This is a genomic window from Cellvibrio fibrivorans, from assembly GCF_031457055.1.
GTDB classification, from domain to species: Bacteria; Pseudomonadota; Gammaproteobacteria; order Pseudomonadales; family Cellvibrionaceae; genus Cellvibrio; species Cellvibrio fibrivorans.
In genome coordinates, this window is record NZ_JAVDVX010000008.1 from 157204 (window position 1) to 176892 (window position 19689).

Sequence of the window (19689 nt, forward strand, 5' to 3'; positions counted from 1 at the left end):
CCTATGAAAAATATTACGCACAATCGTCGTCATTTTTTAAAGCAAGCTGCCGGTATCGCACTCGGTACCAGTGCCGCTTACACAACGACTGCAGGTTTTCAGCTCGCCAATGCATTAGTGCAACCCAACGATTCGTACAAAGCGTTGGTATGTATTTTTCTGTTTGGCGGTAACGACGCGTTTAATATGCTGGTCCCGACGAGTGATGCAGAATACGCTGCCTATAAGACCTCGCGCCAAACGCTGGCGATAGAAAAAAATACCTTATTACCATTGTCCAATCAGAATGGTGCAGGCGTAGCACTGGGTTTTCACCCTAATATGTCCCATGCACAACAATTATTTAACTCAGGCAAGTTGGCACTGTTAACCAACGTGGGCGCCTTGGTTGAGCCGGTCAGCAAAGCTAATTATCAAGGTAATAAATCCCTATTGCCGCCACAATTGTTTTCGCACAATGACCAGCAAACCTTTTTGCAGAGTTTACAATCCAGTACCCGCCGCAACGGTTGGGCAGGGCGCGCGGCCGATGCCATGCAGTCGATGAATATCAATAAAAAACTTTCGATGAATATTTCACTCAGCGGCTCCAATATCTGGCAGAGCGGCAACAACGTAGTGCCTTATTCCATCGATGCGGCAGGTATTAAAGAGCTGGAGAATTTCAATAAAAAAACCAGCGATGCCCGCGAGCTAAGCCGCATCCAAATTTATCAAGCGTTATTAGCGCAACAGCAAGAAAATATTTTCCAGCGCGAATACGCCCGCACCCAAACCCTCGCTTGGGATCTGGCGGGTGATGTCAAAACAGCACTGGATGCACAGGCACCCTTGCAAACTGTTTTCCCCACAGGCAATCCACTTGCCGCCAATTTAAAAATGGTGGCGCAAATGCTCTCGGCGCGCAGCAGCTTGCAAGTCACCCGCCAAACCTTTTTTATCGGCATGGGCGATTTTGATACCCACGGAGATCAATTGCGCCGCCACGATATTTTACTCGCGCAATTAAGTGCAGCGCTGGATGCATTTTACAAAGCCACGATTGAACTAGGTATCGCCGACCAAGTTACTACGTTTACCACCTCTGATTTTGGCCGCACTCTCACCAGCAATGGTGATGGCACCGACCACGGTTGGGGCAGCCATCAAATGGTAATGGGCGGCGCGGTGAATGGCGGTAATGTGTACGGCCAATTTCCTGAATTAATTATTGGCGGTAAAGACGATATCGGCGAAGGTCGTATTATCCCCACCAACAGCATGGATCAATACGCCGCAACCCTCGCCAGTTGGTATGGTCTGCCTGCGGGAAATTTTGCCGATGTATTTCCGAATTTAGCGCGATTTAATGATTTGGATTTGGGTTTTTTTAAAAGCTGATTGGAAATTTTATGTTACTCAAAGGGTTATCCAATTTTATACAAGTAGTTAGCATTCTGATGATGTTGGCGGGGTGCAGCTCGTTCACTTGTGATGAACTTTCGGATGAGAATAAGATTATTACAAAATCCGATCTTTCCACGGTAGAAAAATAATGATATTTAAAGTATTTATCCATGACTAACGGAACACAAGGTTACGAGCATTTTATTTCAATATTTATCGAAGCCAGTCAGTCACTCGATTTTTATCAGAGTTGCAAAGACTACTTAAGTTTTTTACCTAAAGAACCAGCTGACATTTTGGATGTGGGGGCTGGTGCAGGGCAAAATTCTGCGGCGCTGGCACGGCTTGGGTATAGAGTTAAGGCAATTGAACCTATGCCGGATTTTTTAGCAGCAGCACGTGCAACTTACTCACAGCATCCTATTGAGTGGCGAGATGACAGCCTGCCGCACTTGGTTACATTAGATGAAAAGGTGCAATTTGATTTCATTCTTGTAGAAGGTGTTTGGCATCATCTTGATGAGTCGGAAAGAGCTGCCGCGATTGCCCGGCTTTCGGTATTGACTAAACAACAGGGGCTATGTGCAATTTCTCTGCGAAACGGGCCTGCTGGTATGGGTATCAGAGTTTTCCCTACCGATGCACTGCAAACCATTGAACAGTTCAAGCACTTTGGCTTTGAATGTATTTTCTGCACGCAAAATCAACCCAGTATTTATAGCTTTAAAGAAAATGTTTTTTGGTCGCGTATTGTTTTACGGAAATTGCCCAAAAGTAGCTGAAATATAAACGATAAACTTAATCCCCTTCCTTTGGACTGATGTTGATGCTCCTATCAATATATAAGAAAATGTGAGAATAAATAATGAGAAAGATTTGACACTGAATAATTAACAGAGGAAAACTAATCCACCAACTCAATATCCAACCCATCTAACAACTGCACTGCTTTAAGGCGGTTGAATCTGACTGCTTTGATTTCATTGTTAAAAATATCAATAGCATAGTTTTCTGCTTAGCGCAGGTTGGTTTTCATAAATAAATTGTGGTGCTGCATCTGTCTGTGGATTTACGCTTCTTTGTATCGCCTTGGTAGCATTTGCGACTGGTGCCGATTATTATGGTCAGCCATAGCAAGAATTACAGCCAGATCAAACTCAAATCCTGACGCGAGATATCCCATGAAATTATTTCACAGCTTTCTGCTTGGTGCCCTGTGCTGTTCCAGCTTTGCGTGGGCAGAGCCAGTACAGACGATTAGCGCCGATAACCAGCAGTATTTGTATACTGGCCGGATCGACTTTGCCGACAAAAAATCCCCATCGATTTCCTGGGCAGGCACTAGCATTAAAGCTAATTTCACCGGTACTTCACTTGCGGTGAAATTGGATGACCAGTTCGGCAAAAACTATTTCAATGTTTTTATTGATGGTGAAACCCAGCACCCTTATGTGTTGGAGGCCAAACAAGGTGAGCAGATGTATGTGATCTCTACGGCGTTAAAACCGGGTAATCACAGCGTGGAAATTTACAAGCGTACAGAGGGTGAAGAGGGCGCTACAGCATTTAAAGGGTTGGTGCTGGATGCTGGTGCAAAACTGCTGGCACCACCTGCGCGCCCAACACGCCGTATTGAGATTTATGGCGATTCGATTACCTCTGGTGCAGGCAATGAAGGTGCCGACAATGGTGTTGATCATCTGCTAAATGAAAAAAATAATTATTGGGCTTACGGTGCAATCACCGCGCGCAACCTCAACGCGGAATTACACACTATATCGCAAAGCGGCATCGGCATTATGATCAGCTGGTTTCCGTTTATCATGCCGCAGTTTTACGACCAATTAAGCGCGGTGGGTGATAACAAAACCCAGTGGGATTTTACGCAGTGGACACCGGATGTGGTGGTGATCAATTTATTGCAAAACGACAGCTGGTTGATCGATCGCGAAAAACGTTTGCAACCTATTCCAAGCGATGCTCAGCGGGTGCAGGCCTATATCGACTTTGTCCGCAGCATTCGCGCTAAATATCCGAACGTCCCCATTATTTGTGCGCTTGGTAGTATGGATGCCACCGCTAATCCAAAATGGCCAGGTTATGTTAATGCTGCTGTTGAGCGGATGAGAAAAGAAAATAAAGACACAAAACTGGATACCATTTTCTTTGATTACACGGGTTTTGGTGGCCACCCACGCATTGCACAACACAAAGCCAATGCAGAAAAGTTGACGGCGTTTATCAAGCAAAAAATGAATTGGTAAGAGGATGTTCGATAAAGTTATGCTCAGGCAGGGCTTGGGCATAACCTTATTTTTTCTGTTTTGCGTAAACGCTTTTCTCTCCCTCCGGTCGCGTTTTAAACCGTCTATGCACCCATAAATACTGATCCGGTTGTTTGCGGATCATATTCTCAATCATCTGGTTCACGCGTGTGCTATCAACCAAATCATCACCACTCGGGAAGTTTTCCAGCGGTGCGCTTATCTCAATGCGGTAGTGACCATTAGCTTCGCGGTAGTGCATAAATGCCATAACCTGAGCATCCCCTAATTTTGCGAAACGGCCTGTACCGGGAACTGTCGCAGCGGGAATTCCAAAAAACGGCGCAAAAATACTGTGCTTGATTCCGTAATCCTGATCCGGTGCATACCACACAATATGACCCGCGCGCAGGTTGCGCACCAGCTTGCGCGTTTCCACACTGATAATGGATTCGCCATTAAAACTTTCTCTGGCTTTCACCAGCATATAGGCGAGCAGGGGATTGGGATCTTGACGATAAAGAATGTCAAATTTTATATGCGATGCGAGCATGCGGCCGCAGATATCTATAGTCGTCATATGGCAACCAACAAGCAAAACCCCTTTGCCCGCTGCTTGTGCCGCTTGCAAATATTCCAATCCCTTAATGCTGTGAGATGAACACAAACGCTTTGCTGGTCCCCACAATGACATCGCACTTTCAAAAAAACTGATGCCGCAGGATTGAATAATACGGCGCACCATCTGTTCGCGTTCGGCGTGATTCAATTCAGGAAGACAGAGGCTAAGATTGGTATCGGCGATGCGTTTACGGCTGGGGACAAGATGAAAGAGTAGCCAGCCCAAACCGCGCCCCAGTGCAACATTAATCTGCATCGGGAGATGGGCGATCAACTGCAAAAATCCTAACAGTATCCACGTGGGCCAGTAGCGCGGGCCTAAAAATGACCAGCGAAAAACCGGGGGGAGATGTTTGGCGTGGGGTGTTTTATTCATGCGGATTGTTGTAAGCCTTGGTGGTGTTGGCGCAAGCCTACAGCACAACGCTGGTTACAACAATCCGCACGAGACAGTCAGTTATTTCTTAAGATCGAGCAAGCGGAAGTAAGCACTTTTGGGTTGCTGGTTGCGATCAAACAGCAGTGGATAGTTGGTGCGGCCAGGAATAGGGAAGCCATTTAACCAGCTGGCGTCATCACTCACACCCCAAAAGGTCACACGATCTACTTTATCTTTGTGTTTGATTAAAATCTTGAACAGGGTTTCGTAGGCTTTTGCCAATTGTTCATCAATCTCTTTTGGTAAACCTTTGATGTAAGGGTCGCGTTCTGGTTTGTATTCAAAGCGGGTAGAAATTTCTGCAACGGGCAAATTCCACACTGACGGCAATACATCGATATCCAATTCAGTCAGGTGAATACGCAAGCCTAATTCTGAATAGGCAATAATGCTGTCTTCAAAATTTTTCATATCTGATGCAAGGCCGACGTGCGCTTGCATGCCCAAACCGTGAATAGGTGCATTGCGTTTTTGCAAACGTTTTAGCATCTCAATAGTGGCGTTGCGTTTTCCCTCTTGCTCATTGTTGTAATCGTTGTACATCAAGTGCGCTTTGGGATCAGTTTCGTGGGCAAGATTAAATGCGTTGACGAGAAAATCATCGCCCATAATGTTGTACCAGTGGCTGGTGCGCATTTTGTTGTCATCGCCCATGGCTTCATTGACAACATCCCATGCGGCAATCTTGCCTTTGTAGCGGTCAACTAGGGTGGTGATATGTTCCTGTTGTTTTTTTGCCAAGGCTTCTTTGGAAATATAACTGCCATCTTTATTTTTAAATACGCTTTCAGGAATTTGGCTGTGCCAGCCTAATGTATGGCCAACCATGTGCATATTATGTTTGCTGCCAAAATTGATAATTGCATCGCTGTCTTCCCATTTCCAACTGCCATCTTCGTTGCGGATCTCGCCCCACTTTTGGCAGTTTTCGGGCGTGATTGAATTAAATTCCTTGGTAATCAGCGCGACTAATTTTGGATCTTGTTTTTTAATAATCGATGCGCTCAATGCTGCGCCAATTAAAAAGTCGTCTTTGTAGGCTTCTTTCAAACCTGTTGCCGCCGCTGCTTTTTCCGCTGCCTGTAATTTAGCGCTGGCAATCAGTGCTGCTGTAGCACCGCTCATGGCTAGCAGCCCTCTGCGTGAAATATTCATATCTTTTCCTCTTATATCAGTTGATTATTCGATGCTGGTAATTCGATTGGTATTAGCGTTGTTGTTTGAAGTCTGACTGGTGTTATCGGGTATCGATTGCGGATCAAACCAGAGCTCTTTGCGTTCAATGGGTGTCTCTTTCGATAGGAGTGGATTTTCCAATTTAAATAGTTTGCGATTTTTCATATTGGCTTTTTGCAGCACATCCTGAATGGATTTATCGCCGTAAAAGACTTTATCGAACTCGCCATTGGCAATCGCACGCTCAAAACCAGTCTCCAAATCTTTGGCCAGTGTTTGGTTGCTGGGCGATACAAATAAATAAAATGGCATTTGGTAGTAGACCATCAAATTTTTTTCAACGGTCAAGTCCATGGTGGGGCGCGCTTCAAGCTCACCAAAAGGTTCGTGTACACCGCGCGGGAATCCATCAAAGCGGCCGCCTTCAACCATGTAAAATAGACTGGGGTATTTATTGGTTTTGATAACGTTAAAACCATTGGCCTCCAGTATGCGACCGTCCGCCCAGGTACGGCCTTGGCCAATAGTGAGTTTTTTTAAATCATCCAGGGTTTTGACTTGATCAAATTTGGCTTGATTATTTTTATTGATAATAAAAATGCGGTAACCCAAGAGACCTTTAAAGAGTGGGATGCGAATTGGACGCAGCTGTGATTCAATTTCTGCATCAGACGATGCCCAACACAAATCCAGCAAGCCACCGGAGCGCACTTCTTCATTAACGCGTGCCTGGGTGAAATCTTCTTTGATCACTTCTATTTTGTAGTTGGGGTTATCACTATGATCAATCGCCAGCTTGAGCATTTTGATGGCATAAGCGGCGTTGGGGTCACTGAAATCGTTTACGCGGATGGTTTGCTCAGCTGCAAAGGCATGGATACTAGCCAGAAAAATAAGGCATAAAGAAATAATTTTTATCATTTTTTGACCGAAATAAAGAGTGTTAAGGATGATTTTAGTGTTATTGCACTGGGGCGATCCTTTACATTTATTAAGTTGTGTTCTTGTATACCAGTGTTATATTTGTTGTGACTATAAGATAGCAGTTATTTAAGAATAATCCATGTGGAGATACAGGTGTCCAGACGATTCTTTACCAATCTATTCATTTTGTGGGTGTTTTTTCTTGCCGGAGCTGCGCAAGTCAGCAATGCTGAAGATGGCTATGACATGTGGTTGCGTTATCAGCAAGTGGCAGACAATACATTGCGCAAAACCTATCAGCAGCAGTTCAACCAGATTCTGGTTGAAGGTGTTACACCCGGTTTGAGTGTAGCAGCCGCCGAGCTACAACGCGGTTTAAGTGGTTTGTTGGATAAACCTGTCGCCATCACTAATAAAAAATTGTCCAAACAGTCATTGGTAGTGGGTACGCCTGCCACTTCTCCGCTTATTGCGTCGCTGCAGTTAGGTGATCGTTTGGCTGTATTGGGTGATGAAGGCTATTTAATTGAGCAGACGCGCATCAATAAACGCCCGGTCACCGTTATCGCCGCAAATTCGGATGTGGGTGTGCTTTACGGCAGTTTTCATTTGCTGCGTTTGATTCAAACCCAGCAATCGCTCGCTAACATTTCCATCGCCAGCGCTCCCAAATTACAGCATCGCGTCATCAATCATTGGGATAATTTAAACCGTGTAGTTGAGCGCGGTTACGCTGGGTTGTCGCTATGGGATTGGGGCACGTTGCCTGAGCATAAATCCCAGCGTTATATTGATTATGCGCGCATCAATGCATCGCTCGGGATCAATGGCACAGTACTCAATAATGTAAATGCGGATCCGCGTGTATTGAGCGACCAGTTTTTGCAAAAAATTGCGGCGCTTGCTGACGTATTTCGCCCTTACGGCATCAAGGTTTATTTATCGATCAATTACAATTCGCCGCGCGCCTTTGGCGATTTGGATTTAGCGGACCCGCTCGATCCACGCGTGCAACAATGGTGGAAAGACCGCACCAAAAAAGTTTATGAATATATTCCGGATTTTGGCGGCTATTTGGTAAAAGCCAATTCCGAAGGTCAGCCAGGCCCGCAGGATTACGGCCGCAATCACGCCGACGGTGCAAATATGCTCGCCGCTGCATTGAAACCTTATGGCGGTGTAGTGTTTTGGCGTGCGTTTGTTTACAGCCCGGATATCGGCGACCGCTTTCGCGGGTCTTACGATGAATTTAAACCGCTCGATGGAAAATTTGCGGATAACGTCATCCTGCAAGTCAAAAATGGCCCCATCGATTTCCAACCGCGCGAACCTTATTCCGCATTATTTTCCGCGATGGAAAAAACCAACATGATGATGGAATTCCAGGTCACACAAGAATATTTTGGTTTTGCCACACACCTTGCTTATCAAGGCCCATTGTTTGAAGAATCGTTGCGCACCGAAACCTATGTAAAAGGTGAAGGCTCAACCATCGGCAATATTTTGGAAGGAAAAGTATTTAACACCAAGCGCACCGGTATGGCGGCAGTAATTAACCCCGGTACTGACCGCAATTGGACGGGGCATCCGTTTGTGCAATCCAGCTGGTATGCCTTTGGGCGTATGGCTTGGGATCACGACATCTCCGCCGAAGCTGCCGCAGAAGAATGGTTGCGCATGACCTTTTCTAACGAGCAAAAATTTATCGATCCTGTTAAAGATATGATGATGATCTCGCGTGAAGCAGGAGTGAATTATCGCTCGCCGTTAGGGCTTACGCATTTGTATTCGCAAGGCGACCACTACGGCCCAGCGCCTTGGACTTCAAATCTAGAGCGTCCTGATTGGACCGCAATTTATTATCACCGCGCCGCAAAAGACGGCATTGGTTTTGATCGCACTAAAACCGGCTCCAATGCTATTGCACAATACCCCGCACCGTTGGCGAAAATGTATGGTGATATAAATGCAGTGCCGGAAGATATGATGCTGTGGTTCCATCATGTGAGTTGGGATCACAAAATGAAATCTGGCCGCATTTTATGGGACGAGCTGGTGCACAAATATTATGAAGGTGTTGAACAAGTGCGCCACATGCAACGCGAGTGGGATAAGTTGGAAGGCTATGTGGATGCAGAGCGATTTGCTCAAGTCAAAGCACTATTACAAGTGCAGGAACGCGACGCGGTTATTTGGCGCGATTCCTGTGTGCTTTATTTTCAAACCTTTTCGGGCAAACCAATTCCTGCGGGATACGAAAAACCGAAACACGATCTGGATTATTACAAAGCTCTCGCGCGTACGCGCTATGTGCCCGAGCCTTGGCACCCCGCAAGTTCGAGCCGTGTGTTGAAGTGATTTATTTGCGTGTGTCTGCACCACCATGTGTTGAACAGTTGGTGCAGACACAATCCAACTCCAGCTCCCAATTTTTTAATTGAAAGCCGGACGAGTCGATGCAGGCCTTCAGCTCAACCAATATGCGCTGGTCTATCCCCAGCTCCTTCACATTGCCGCACTCGCGGCAAATCAAAAACTGTAACACTTGCTGGTCGGTGGCCTGAGTGGTCTGGTTGATCGCTATATATTTCCCCGCTGACTTCAGTTTCCGCACCAAATGTTTCTGCTCTAAAAACTCCAGCATCCGGTAAATCGATATGGGCGTAAGCTGCCGCGAAAAATTCAAGTTAACCTGGTCAATAAGTTCATAGGCCGATAGCGCCTGCCCAGCCCTAAGCAGTGTGGTATAGACCTCCAGCCGTTTCGGCGTCATAGAAATATCGGCGCCAGAGCCGGCTTGGCTCGCCTTGCTTTGCCAGTCGGCTGTGGAGTGGTCGTCTTGCATTTGGCCTAGCTCCTGCTGGTTTTTATCGATTTAAGAATTGTCCTTGTGGTCTATTGTGTTACATTATAACATCTCAATGTGTCTGTTCCAGAGGATATTTATGGCTAAACCCAAGACTTCTACGCCCATCGTGCCGCATACCGCCGCCGAGTTGCTGCAAATGCCTGCCGCTGACTACATGAATGATGTGCAGCTGGCGTTCTTTCGGCAGGTATTACTGGAGCTAAAACAGGCAACCAGCGAACACATAGAGACCATCAAGCAAGAGATTGCGGCGCCATCGACCGAGGCGGATGAGCTGGATCGTGCATTGTTGGAAGAGGAAAACCGTCAGCGGATGCGCATTGCAGAGCGTGAATATTTTTTGTTACGCAAAATCGATAAAGCACTGGATCGCATTGAACGTAAGGATTACGGCTACTGCGAAGCCTCGGGCGTTGAGATCGGATTGGAGCGCTTACTCGCTCGCCCGACCACTGAGTACAGCACCGAAGAAAAAACGCGCCAGGAAGAGTTGGAACGCAATTTTTCCAAGCAGCGTAGTTAATTAACAATCCATCAAATTAACAACAAACGTAATCAACACTGAAAAACATCAGGCAACCGTCATGAATCCACTTTTCTCTACTCTTCTGCCCGTTACCGTCTTATCCGGTTTTTTGGGTGCCGGTAAAACCACACTGTTAAACCACATTCTGAATAATCGCGAAAACCGCCGTGTTGCGGTTATCGTGAACGATATGAGCGAAGTGAATATCGACTCATCGTTGATCCAAAATCAGGTGGAATTAAATCGTGCGGAAGAAAAACTGGTGGAGATGAGCAATGGCTGCATCTGCTGCACATTGCGTGAAGATTTGCTGGTCGAAGTAAACCGCATGGCAAAAGAAGGGCGTTTTGATTATTTAGTGATTGAATCCACCGGTATTTCCGAGCCCTTGCCGATTGCAGAAACCTTTACCTTTGAAGATGAAGACGGCCAGAGCCTCTCGCAAGTCGCACGCTTGGACACCATGGTTACCGTTGTCGATGCCGTGAATTTTCTGAATGATTATTACGATGCGCTCTCTCTGCAAGAAACCGGCGAAAGCCTCGGTGAAGATGACGAACGCAACGTGGCAGATTTACTTGTCGATCAAATTGAATTTTGCGATGTATTGTTAATCAGCAAAACCGATTTAATTTCAAAAGAAAAACTTGCAGAGCTCTATGCAATTTTAACCAAACTGAATCCCGATGCTGAAATTATTCCCGTTGAGCGAGGCAATGTACCGCTCGACAAGGTGCTCAACACCGGAAAATTTAATTTTGAAAAAGCCCAGCAAGCGCCCGGGTGGTTAAAAGAAATGCGCGGCGAGCATACACCTGAAACTGAAGAGTACGGTATCAGCAGTTTTTCTTACCATGCGCGCCGCCCGTTTCATCCGGAAAAAATTTATGCGTTTTTCTCAAGTCCAGCCGTAAAAGGGAAGTTACTTCGTTCAAAAGGATTTTTTTGGTTGGCATCGCGCCCCCAGTGGGCTGGTCAGTGGAGCCAGGCAGGCGGCATTGCGCAACACGGCGCCGCCGGCATGTTCTGGAAGGCCATTCCCAAAGAGCGTTGGCCAGAGGATGAAGAACATGTGAATTATATTATGGATAAATGGGTAGAACCCTTCGGCGATATGCGTCAGGAGCTGGTATTTATCGGTCAAAATCTGGATAAAGAATTTGTTACCGCGCAGCTTGATAAATGTTTGCTCAGCGAAGATGAAGTATTAAAAGGCCAGGAGTATTGGAAAACATTACCCGATCCATTTCCTACCTGGACGCAAGGTCACGCGCACTGACACATGTACTGGAAGCAGAACTGAATTTACGCCCCTTGGCTAACTTTTGATTATTGTGGAATCACGTTGATGTTGTTATTTGTTCGTCCGATTTTTGCTAAACAGTCACTTATTGCCCTTGCCTGCGGCATCTCTGCGCCAATGCTTTTTATGTCGCAAGCATTGTTTGCCGCCGCGCCCGAAGAAATTGAAGAGGTTTTGGTAACCAGTCACCAGGCCTATCGCGGTAATGTGCCATCAGCTGAATTACCGCAAGCCATTCAGGTGATCGATCAATCTGTGTTTGCCGATAGAGCGATTAACCGTTTTCAGGATGTGCTCGATTATTCCGCCAGCATCTCGCGCCAGAATGATGGTGGTGGATTGTGGGACAGTTTTTCGCTGCGCGGTTTTCCCGGCAACGAAAATATGCCCTCGAATTATTTAATTAATGGCTTTAACGCCGGGCGCGGTTTCAGTGGTCATCGCGATACCTCTAATATCGAACAAGTGGAAATATTAAAAGGCCCCGGTTCCGCACTTTATGGGCGCAGTGAACCCGGCGGAACCATTAATATCATCACGCGCAAGCCAGAGTTTACTCAAGAAGGTTATGTAAAAATGACCGGCGGTAGTTTTGATCAATACCGTTTGGAGGGCGATTACACCAATGGTGTGAGCGACAAACTCGCGTTGCGTATTAATGGCGCCGTGCAGGATTTTAAAAGTTATCGCGATTATGTGGAAAGCGATAAACAAGTAGTCACACCTTCGCTCAAATACCTGTTTGATAACAACGCATCACTGTTGTATGAGGCCGAGTATCTCAAACAAGATCAATTATTTGATCGCGGTTATGTTGTATTGAATAATGATTTTGAAACCGTGCCGCGCAGTCGCTACCTGGGTGAACCGGGCGATGGGCTTACACGCATTTCGGCCAACGGCCATCAACTCACTTATCAACAAACCCTTGCGAATGATTGGACATTTACATCGGGTATTGGCTATCGCGAATCGGAATTAAATGGTTTTTCATCCGATGCAGAATTGGCGCGCGGGCGCCAATCATTGTATGACGGCACTGGCCTGCTCACTCGCCAACGCCGCTATCGCGATTACGACTCGGAGGATTTAAGTGTGCGCGCTGAAGTGAGCGGCAGCCTTGCCACAGGTTTGCTCACGCACAATCTGATGTTGGGTGTCGATGCTTATGATTATGATTTATTTACGCTCCTTGGCCGCTATCGTGGACCTAAAGGCAGCTATGCATTGGATATCTATAACCCGCAATATGGTGTTGCACAGCCGGGTACTGTGAACCCACTGTATGCTAATCAGGAAACACAAAAGGCAGTGGGTATTTATCTACAAGATCAGGTGGAGTTATCAACTCGCTGGCGCGCTTTGCTCGGTGCGAGGGTGGATGATTACGAACAAAAAATTCATGAACAAATCGCCGACAAATTTAATACCGCTAAGGATTCGCGTGTATCACCGCGTGCGGGGTTGGTATTTTTAGCGGCACCCTGGCTGAATATCTACACAAGCTATTCAGAAGGCTTTGTGCCGCAAAGTGGAACCGATGCCTATGGCAGCGCTTTTGATCCGGAAGAGAGCAAGTCGGTTGAGTTGGGAGCAAAACTTTTTTGGCAAGATTGGCAAATTACCGCTGCGGTTTTTGATGCAGAAAAAACCAATATGCTAACGACCGATCCGGTCAATGCCGGATTTTCTGCTGCACTTGGCAAAGCGGGCTCGACCGGTTTCGAATTGGATGCGACCGGAAATATTACCGATGATCTGAGCATGATTCTTTCTTATGCGTATTTGGATACTCGCTCGCTTACCGACAGCGTTAATATTGATTGGGGTGTACTGGTGCCAGAGGGCAGCCCGCTGGTGAATGTGCCTGATCACAGCTTGATGCTCTCGCTCAAACAATCTTTTTCAATTGCGCAACGCAATGCATCCGTGGGTGTTCGCACGCGTTACATCAGCTCACGTTTGGGCGATACAGTGAATCCGGATTACCGTTTGCCGTCTTACACGCTGGTGTCGCTCTTTGGTGATATGGATATCACACGCGGTGTGAGTGCCGAGTTAGTGGTGGATAACCTGTTCGATGAAGTCTATGTGTATAACTCCTACTCACCGCTGTGGACTTTGCCGGGCGAGCCGCGCGCGGTGCGTGCAAGCGTCAAGTTTGAGTTTTAATCGCGATGACAACGCCGGTTATTGAATTAAAAACCGCTGATTCGCAGCGCATTAAAAGCATTGATGCGCTGCGCGGTCTGGTGATGTTGATCATGTTGCTTGACCATGTGCGCGAGCGATTTTTTTTGCATCGTCAGGTGAGTGATCCCATGGATGTGGAATCCACAGAACCTGCATTATTTGCTAGCCGTTTGGCCGCGCATTTTTGCGCGCCTATATTTGTTTTTCTCACTGGCTTGTCGGCTTGGTTGTATCAACAATCGGCGCGTGCAGAAAGCGTTAGTATTTTTTTGCTTAAGCGCGGGCTGTTATTGATCGTGCTGGAATTCACGCTAGTCACCTTTTCCTGGATGGGAAATTTCAACACGATTTATTTGCAAGTGATCTGGGCAATTGGTTTAAGTATGTTGGCCTTGGCGCTTCTGGTAAAAATGCCGCGCATCGCCCAGTGGCTTCTCGCTGTTGGCATAATCGCGCTACACAATCTGCTCACGCCCATTCAATTTTCAGTGGATGAATGGGGCTATTCACTGTGGACCATTTTGCATGACCGCAACTATTGGATACAAACCGATTGGATTGCCATAAAAGTCAGCTACCCGTTATTGCCTTGGATTGGTGTGATTCTGCTAGGTTATTGTGTGGGCCCAATGTTTGACAAGCAAATGCCTGCTGCGCAGCGCACAACCTGGTTGATAAGCGCAGGGATTTGCAGTTTGCTATTACTCCTGGTTTTGCGTGGTTTCAATCTCTATGGTGAAACCTTGCCATGGCAAACATTTGCATCGCCTGTGCACTCGCTCATGTCGTTTTTTAATTTCACCAAGTATCCACCCTCGTTAGATTTCTTATTGCTTACGCTGGGCGTTATGGCCTTGGCTTTGGTGTGGTTGGAGCGATTTAACGCGGCTGGTTTTGTCAGTGTACTATCCCAATTTGGCGCGGCCCCCTTGTTTTTCTACCTGCTGCATTTGTATGTGTTGCTGATTATTTACAGCCTGTTGTTTGCCTGGTTTGGTGCAAATCAGGGTAGTTATTTTGGTGTGGATTCTATTTACAGTATTTGGTTAATCGGCGTGGTGTTGACGCTACTGTTGTATTGTCCAACATCGGTGTTTGCAACATACAAGCGCCGTTCAAACTATAGCTGGATAAAATATTTATAGCCTGAATGAACACAGGAGTGGGCGATGACTGCATTCGTAAACACCACCATGAACACTACCGATTGGGCAATCGATCAAGATCCCGCTGTACTCGCGCGCATCTATGAAGACGCCATCAGCATTGCGATTTGGCAGCGCCAATTGCAACAAGAGGTTGAGTGTTATGTGGATGAGTTGCTGCGCAAATCCAAAACCATTGCGCTGAAATTATCGGGCTCGCCCGAGCAGCTGATGGAAGAAATTCAGCGCGTATTTCCGCCGGCACTGATTAACGAGCAAAATTCCCGTGTCAGTGCTGCTGCGTTTTATGCAGATATCCATCAAGTGCTGGATATGTGTTGCTGTTTGTTTGATGCAAAAATTCTCGGCCTGCGTATCAATACGCTCGAACACGCTATGTGTCCGCGTTTCCATACCGATAATGTCGCCATTCGCTTAATCACCACCTATTACGGTTTGGCCACTGAATGGCTGCCCGATCAATTATCCAATCGCACAGCCCTGGGCACTGCGTTTGCCAGCCAAATCAATACACCCGGTGCAATCACCACAAGCGAAAAGCACATCCAACGCATGGCAGCGGGTGATGTGGCTTTATTCAAAGGCGAGTTGTGGGAGGGTAATGAGGGGCGAGGCATTATTCACCGCTCACCAGCGCCGTCCATCCAACAACCCAAACGTTTGGTGGTGACTTGCGATTTAATCGAGCTCCTGTAAAAAGCGGTGCACAAGCATTTTAACTACTGGGCTGATTAATAGTGCGTATAAAGCAGGTTGGGCAGCCATGCCCAACAATATAGTTTGATTCCAAGATGTTGGGCATGGCTGCCTGTGCGGCGCGACCCAACCTACAAACCTGCGAGTTCCTGACGCACAATTTCTGCACCTGCACTCAACGCTTTCAGTTTGCCGAGGGCGACTTGGCGTGATAAAGGCGCCATGCCGCAGTTGGTGCAGGGGCAGAGTTTGTCGGCGTCTACAAATTGCAGGGCTTTGCGTAGGGTGTTGGCGACTTCCTCGGGTGTTTCGATAGTGTTGGTTGCTACATCAATCGCACCGACCATCACTTTTTTTCCGCGAATCAGTTCAAGTAGCTCCATTGGTACGCGCGAGTTGTGGCATTCCAGCGAGATAATATCGATATTGGATTTTTGCAGTTTGGGAAAAATTTCTTCGTATTGTCGCCACTCAGACCCCAGCGTTTTTTTCCATTCGGTATTGGCCTTTATGCCGTAGCCATAACAAATATGTACGGCGGTTTCGCACTTCAGCCCTTCACGTGCGCGCTCTAACGTAGCAATGCCCCAGTCATTCACCTCATCAAAAAACACATTAAAGGCCGGTTCATCAAACTGGATTATATCAACGCCCGCTGCCTCCAGTTCTTTCGCTTCCTGGTTAAGAACTTTGGCGAATTCCCAGGCCAGTTTTTCACGGCTTTTGTAGTGACTATCATAAAGCGTATCAATCATCGTCATGGGGCCGGGCAGGGCCCATTTAATGGGGTGTGTGGTTTGCTTGCGCAGAAATTTGGCGTCTTCAACAAACACAGGCTTCTGGCGCGACACATCGCCCACCACCGTTGGCACGCTCGCATCATAGCGATTGCGAATTCTCACGGTTTCGCGCTGCGCAAAATCAACGCCGCTCAGGTGCTCAATAAAGGTGGTCACAAAGTGTTGGCGCGATTGCTCGCCATCACCAACAATATCAATACCCGCCTGTTGCTGTTCTTGCAATGACAAACGCAACGCATCTTGTTTGCCTTCCAATAATTCATCACCTTGCAATTTCCAGGGTGACCAAAGTGTCTCGGGTTGTGCAAGCCAGGAAGGCTTGGGTAAGCTGCCAGCGGTTGATGTGGGCAATAATGTTTTCATAGTGAATAATCTTGTCTTTTTAAAAGGTATAGATAAAAGCGATCAATAAAAGGTACAGACAAAGCGCGAATTAAAACGCGTACTTGGCAGACCATTGCTCAAGAATGTTCTGGTAGGGTTTGATGAATTGTTTTTCAGCAAATTTTCCCTGCTCAATCGCCAACCTGCTGCGTTCCTCGCGGTCATAAACCACTTTGGTTAATGAATAATCCTGATTTTTTAAATTGGGTTTGTAAAAGGCTCCCGCTACCGCATTGGCGTTATAAATTTCAGGCCGATAAATCTTCTGGAAAGTTTCCATAGTGCTAATGGTACTGATCAACTCAAGGTTGGTGTAATCCACCAGCAAATCCCCAAAGAAATAAAAGGCGAAGGGTGCAACGCTATTGGGCGGCATAAAGTAGCGAACTGCCAAACCCATCTTTTTAAAATACTGTTCAGTCAACGAGGATTCATTGGGCTGGTATTCAACCCCCAGCACCGGGTGCTGGTTTTCAGTGCGCCGATAGGTTTTGTTATCGGAAACACTCAGGCATATTACCGGTGGTTTATTAAAATGCGTTTTGTAGGTAGTCGAATTCACAAAGTGCTTGAATAACTTGCCGTGCAAATCGCCAAAATTATCGGGGATGCTGAATGTGGATTGGTTTTTGTTGTGCTCTAACAGCAGCACACTAAAATCATAATCACGCACATAAGAAGAAAAATTATTCCCCACAATGCCTTCGATACGCCTGTTGTTGTAGCGATCAAGAATATTGGTCTTCAAGATTTCAATTGCAGGAAATGAATCACCACTACCCTCACGATCAAGATCCATTTCCACAGAAATAATTTCCAGCTCAAGCGAATAACGATCGCCTTTGGTGTTATCCCAATGCGCCAAGGCATTAAAACGATTGTCAATCATCTTCAGCGCATTGCGTAAGTTTTCTTGCCGGCTATTTCCCCTCGCCAAATTGGCAAAGTTGGTAGTTGCCCGCGTATTGTCTGCCGGATGATAGTTCTCATCGAAACAAATGCTGTTGATGCTAAAAGTAAAATCGTTGTTCATGGTGATGTTGCAACCTGATTAAGAGGCAAGGGTAAAGTTGGCTCTGGTTAAGTACAGGGTGTCTTTATACTGGAATGCCAAAGTGAACAAAAACGATAATAATTCATGAAAATGTGAATATTATTCATGTTGTGGGCGGGGTGGTGCTATTTAAGGTGATGAGCGGGTCCCCATCGTCATGTGGTTGCTCGTTTGTTATTCTCCCGAAGTGCTTGCGGGTGTAAGAGGGTTGTTTGAGTAAACGGGTTTAATAGGTTTTTGTTGGGTTGCTTGGTAGGCGGTATTCGTTTTGTCTATACATAACACCTGAAATCAACCTCGTAGATTGCGCTCGCGAACAGCAAAAGATAGGGACGCATCTATATGCCCGAGGCGGAAACTTAGTTAATAAAATTAGTCGGCAGGTTACTGGTTTGGAACAAAATTTTTGCGATACAGCAAAAACAGAGAGGGCGCGAAATCGTCTTTTTATGAGTATTCGTCATATGATCGCGCAGGACTACCATAAGGTGTGAGCAAAATGGACAAAGTTTCACAACATTATGATATTGCTGATTTGGCTGAATTTATGCGTAAAGCCAAAGTTAGCGAAAAACCATTTGTATTCTTTACTGGTGCGGGCTGCTCTTTTACAGCAGGAATTCCATTGGCAAAACAACTAATCGAAGAAATGCATCGCAAGCAGTTGTTCTTTCCGGGGAGCAATCCATGCAGAAAGAAGTGCTTGAACTTGCTTCTGAGTTTAATGACTGCATGCCGCCGCCTTTGTAACGTTAATTAAGAGAATTCTACTTTCGTTCATTGGTTTTATTGAAAAGTAATTTGTAGGTAATAAACAAAAATCATGACTGAAAAGCGCGCACTAAAAATATTGTTTGACAAGTACTGGTCTCCGGCAAAAGGTTGGCAGAGAAATTCCGTACCTGAGGAAGACTTTGAATTTGCTAAAACAATGGGTGTTATGTTTGATGATATTTCACTTAATCATGATGAAATAATTCAAAGAGCTATAGCGCAGTGTAATTCAATAGCCAAGACTCAAGTAGTTGATGCGTTTTTATCAAGTCTGTCGACCAGACGTTTAGATCTTAGATCTGCTTTAGGTAGCTTTGCCTGTGGGTACAAGCTGCCTCTTCATAAGTTTATAACGCAAGAAGGCTCGGTTACGTGCTCTATTTGTTCCGAAGTTTCAGCTGCAAACTTAATTGATCTTAATGTTTTGAATTTTGAGCGACATAAATTTGGTGGGGTTCGGCACTTACAGCCGAGTTACATTTATCTGGATCTTTCATTGTTCTCGAAAGTCATACTGCCTAAATCTACTGATTTCGATGTCAAGATAATAGAAAATATTCTGGATTCGTTAGCTGGGCTCACGGAAGGTAAGCTTTCCGATGCTGAAAAAGCTATAAAAAATTCTATCAAAGGGAATAAGAATGAGAGGGCGCAAATTATTACAACAATGGGCTATTGCGGTATTTTAAACGTTCCAGATTATGAATCTTTGTACAAGTCCTATACGCCTTGTAGCGAAAGGGAATACTCTGCTTACTCCAAATCTGATTGGCCGTTTCCAGCTGATTTGTGGCTTCCAAAATATGGCCTTAATCAAGACGCGATTCAGTTTTGGTTTGGGGAATATCTTAGCTAGCAGTTTTGTTTAATAGATACATCCCCCCGTATTCCGCTAGGCTCCATACAGGCTACGCCTCACACTTTTTCTAATTCAAAAACTCGGGTTCTTTATGGCATTCAAATTTTAGATTGCGCATGGAGTGGGTCAATCCTGTGCGTAAGTATTTATGGTCCAACTGTAACAAGCGACTGTGGTAAAAAATCAATACCTGTAACGCAAATTTAGCTTGCTTGCCACTCGCAATTATCCCGCACCATGGCATTTAAAATCGTC

At 46.0% G+C, this 19689-nt stretch carries 17 protein-coding genes; 11 read left to right on the forward strand and 6 right to left on the reverse strand.

Annotation, left to right across the window (positions count from 1 at the left end):
* Nucleotides 1–3: 3 nt before the first annotated feature.
* The 3 genes from J2X05_RS19285 (at nucleotide 4) to J2X05_RS19295 (ending at nucleotide 3650) form a co-directional block, all read left to right on the forward strand.
* The gene (locus J2X05_RS19285) at nucleotides 4–1380 is read left to right on the forward strand and encodes a DUF1501 domain-containing protein (protein ID WP_310075674.1); all 1377 of its coding nucleotides are present in this window, start codon (nucleotides 4–6) and stop codon (nucleotides 1378–1380) included.
* Nucleotides 1381–1556: 176 nt separating this feature from the next.
* Nucleotides 1557–2168: a class I SAM-dependent methyltransferase gene (locus J2X05_RS19290; RefSeq protein ID WP_310075676.1), complete on the forward strand. Its 612-nt coding sequence runs from the start codon at nucleotides 1557–1559 to the stop codon at nucleotides 2166–2168.
* Between the two features lie 399 nt (nucleotides 2169–2567).
* The gene (locus tag J2X05_RS19295; RefSeq protein WP_310075678.1) at nucleotides 2568–3650 is read left to right on the forward strand and encodes an SGNH/GDSL hydrolase family protein; all 1083 of its coding nucleotides are present in this window, start codon (nucleotides 2568–2570) and stop codon (nucleotides 3648–3650) included.
* A gap of 46 nt (nucleotides 3651–3696) precedes the next feature.
* Here the strand turns inward: J2X05_RS19295 and lpxL are convergent, their stop codons facing one another.
* The 3 genes from lpxL to J2X05_RS19310 form a co-directional block, all read right to left on the reverse strand.
* Entirely contained in the window at nucleotides 3697–4647 is a 951-nt protein-coding gene (lpxL, locus tag J2X05_RS19300; protein ID WP_310075680.1) for an LpxL/LpxP family Kdo(2)-lipid IV(A) lauroyl/palmitoleoyl acyltransferase, read from the reverse strand.
* 81 nt (nucleotides 4648–4728) lie between these two features.
* The gene (locus J2X05_RS19305; protein WP_310075681.1) at nucleotides 4729–5865 is read right to left on the reverse strand and encodes an endo-1,4-beta-xylanase; all 1137 of its coding nucleotides are present in this window, start codon (nucleotides 5863–5865) and stop codon (nucleotides 4729–4731) included.
* Nucleotides 5866–5889: 24 nt separating this feature from the next.
* A complete protein-coding gene (locus J2X05_RS19310; protein WP_310075682.1) occupies nucleotides 5890–6807 on the reverse strand; it encodes a transporter substrate-binding domain-containing protein in 918 nt (305 codons plus the stop codon).
* Nucleotides 6808–6963: 156 nt separating this feature from the next.
* Between J2X05_RS19310 and J2X05_RS19315 the strand changes: the two genes are divergently transcribed.
* Complete coding sequence (locus tag J2X05_RS19315; protein ID WP_310075684.1) at nucleotides 6964–9168, forward strand: alpha-glucuronidase family glycosyl hydrolase; 2205 nt, start codon at nucleotides 6964–6966, stop codon at nucleotides 9166–9168.
* Between the two features lies 1 nt (nucleotide 9169).
* On the opposite strand, the gene J2X05_RS19320 is transcribed toward J2X05_RS19315, so the two are convergent.
* Entirely contained in the window at nucleotides 9170–9655 is a 486-nt protein-coding gene (locus J2X05_RS19320) for a Fur family transcriptional regulator (RefSeq protein ID WP_310075686.1), read from the reverse strand.
* A 100-nt stretch (nucleotides 9656–9755) separates the two neighbouring features.
* Between J2X05_RS19320 and J2X05_RS19325 the strand changes: the two genes are divergently transcribed.
* The 5 genes from J2X05_RS19325 (at nucleotide 9756) to J2X05_RS19345 (ending at nucleotide 15563) form a co-directional block, all read left to right on the forward strand.
* Nucleotides 9756–10202 (forward strand): TraR/DksA family transcriptional regulator, encoded by a 447-nt coding sequence (locus J2X05_RS19325; protein ID WP_310075688.1) that lies wholly within the window; start codon nucleotides 9756–9758, stop codon nucleotides 10200–10202.
* 61 nt (nucleotides 10203–10263) lie between these two features.
* Nucleotides 10264–11484 carry a zinc metallochaperone GTPase ZigA gene (zigA, locus tag J2X05_RS19330; protein WP_310075689.1) on the forward strand — a complete coding sequence of 407 codons (1221 nt, stop codon included), beginning with the start codon at nucleotides 10264–10266 and terminating at the stop codon, nucleotides 11482–11484.
* Nucleotides 11485–11553: 69 nt separating this feature from the next.
* Nucleotides 11554–13680, forward strand: a complete 2127-nt coding sequence (locus J2X05_RS19335; protein ID WP_310075692.1) for a TonB-dependent siderophore receptor — start codon at nucleotides 11554–11556, stop codon at nucleotides 13678–13680.
* Between the two features lie 5 nt (nucleotides 13681–13685).
* Complete coding sequence (locus tag J2X05_RS19340; RefSeq protein WP_310075693.1) at nucleotides 13686–14846, forward strand: acetyltransferase domain-containing protein; 1161 nt, start codon at nucleotides 13686–13688, stop codon at nucleotides 14844–14846.
* Nucleotides 14847–14870: 24 nt separating this feature from the next.
* The gene (locus J2X05_RS19345; protein WP_310075694.1) at nucleotides 14871–15563 is read left to right on the forward strand and encodes a DUF1826 domain-containing protein; all 693 of its coding nucleotides are present in this window, start codon (nucleotides 14871–14873) and stop codon (nucleotides 15561–15563) included.
* A gap of 131 nt (nucleotides 15564–15694) precedes the next feature.
* On the opposite strand, the gene J2X05_RS19350 is transcribed toward J2X05_RS19345, so the two are convergent.
* Both J2X05_RS19350 and J2X05_RS19355 read right to left on the reverse strand, forming a co-directional pair.
* Nucleotides 15695–16726 (reverse strand): methionine synthase, encoded by a 1032-nt coding sequence (locus J2X05_RS19350; protein ID WP_310075695.1) that lies wholly within the window; start codon nucleotides 16724–16726, stop codon nucleotides 15695–15697.
* A 70-nt stretch (nucleotides 16727–16796) separates the two neighbouring features.
* Nucleotides 16797–17780, reverse strand: coding sequence for a DUF1852 domain-containing protein (locus J2X05_RS19355; protein WP_310075698.1), 984 nt, complete (start codon nucleotides 17778–17780; stop codon nucleotides 16797–16799).
* Between the two features lie 520 nt (nucleotides 17781–18300).
* On the opposite strand from J2X05_RS19355, the gene J2X05_RS19360 reads away from it, so the two are divergent.
* Together J2X05_RS19360 and J2X05_RS19365 are read left to right on the forward strand one after the other, a co-directional pair.
* Entirely contained in the window at nucleotides 18301–18561 is a 261-nt protein-coding gene (locus J2X05_RS19360) for a hypothetical protein (RefSeq protein ID WP_310075699.1), read from the forward strand.
* A gap of 63 nt (nucleotides 18562–18624) precedes the next feature.
* Complete coding sequence (locus tag J2X05_RS19365; protein WP_310075701.1) at nucleotides 18625–19431, forward strand: hypothetical protein; 807 nt, start codon at nucleotides 18625–18627, stop codon at nucleotides 19429–19431.
* The last annotated feature ends 258 nt before the right edge of the window (nucleotides 19432–19689 follow it).

What these genes read in the sequence shown, in the direction of transcription:
- J2X05_RS19290 (WP_310075676.1), top strand. Translation starts at nt 1,557, where the DNA reads ATGACTAACGGAACACAAGGTTACGAGCATTTTATTTCAATATTTATC.
- J2X05_RS19360 (WP_310075699.1), top strand. Translation starts at nt 18,301, where the DNA reads ATGGACAAAGTTTCACAACATTATGATATTGCTGATTTGGCTGAATTT.
- J2X05_RS19350 (WP_310075695.1), bottom strand. Translation starts at nt 16,726, where the DNA reads ATGAAAACATTATTGCCCACATCAACCGCTGGCAGCTTACCCAAGCCT.
- J2X05_RS19285 (WP_310075674.1), top strand. Translation starts at nt 4, where the DNA reads ATGAAAAATATTACGCACAATCGTCGTCATTTTTTAAAGCAAGCTGCC.
- zigA (WP_310075689.1), top strand. Translation starts at nt 10,264, where the DNA reads ATGAATCCACTTTTCTCTACTCTTCTGCCCGTTACCGTCTTATCCGGT.
- lpxL (WP_310075680.1), bottom strand. Translation starts at nt 4,647, where the DNA reads ATGAATAAAACACCCCACGCCAAACATCTCCCCCCGGTTTTTCGCTGG.
- J2X05_RS19340 (WP_310075693.1), top strand. Translation starts at nt 13,686, where the DNA reads ATGACAACGCCGGTTATTGAATTAAAAACCGCTGATTCGCAGCGCATT.
- J2X05_RS19365 (WP_310075701.1), top strand. Translation starts at nt 18,625, where the DNA reads ATGACTGAAAAGCGCGCACTAAAAATATTGTTTGACAAGTACTGGTCT.
- J2X05_RS19295 (WP_310075678.1), top strand. Translation starts at nt 2,568, where the DNA reads ATGAAATTATTTCACAGCTTTCTGCTTGGTGCCCTGTGCTGTTCCAGC.
- J2X05_RS19325 (WP_310075688.1), top strand. Translation starts at nt 9,756, where the DNA reads ATGGCTAAACCCAAGACTTCTACGCCCATCGTGCCGCATACCGCCGCC.
- J2X05_RS19335 (WP_310075692.1), top strand. Translation starts at nt 11,554, where the DNA reads ATGTTGTTATTTGTTCGTCCGATTTTTGCTAAACAGTCACTTATTGCC.
- J2X05_RS19345 (WP_310075694.1), top strand. Translation starts at nt 14,871, where the DNA reads ATGACTGCATTCGTAAACACCACCATGAACACTACCGATTGGGCAATC.
- J2X05_RS19305 (WP_310075681.1), bottom strand. Translation starts at nt 5,865, where the DNA reads ATGAATATTTCACGCAGAGGGCTGCTAGCCATGAGCGGTGCTACAGCA.
- J2X05_RS19320 (WP_310075686.1), bottom strand. Translation starts at nt 9,655, where the DNA reads ATGCAAGACGACCACTCCACAGCCGACTGGCAAAGCAAGGCGAGCCAA.
- J2X05_RS19355 (WP_310075698.1), bottom strand. Translation starts at nt 17,780, where the DNA reads ATGAACAACGATTTTACTTTTAGCATCAACAGCATTTGTTTCGATGAG.
- J2X05_RS19310 (WP_310075682.1), bottom strand. Translation starts at nt 6,807, where the DNA reads ATGATAAAAATTATTTCTTTATGCCTTATTTTTCTGGCTAGTATCCAT.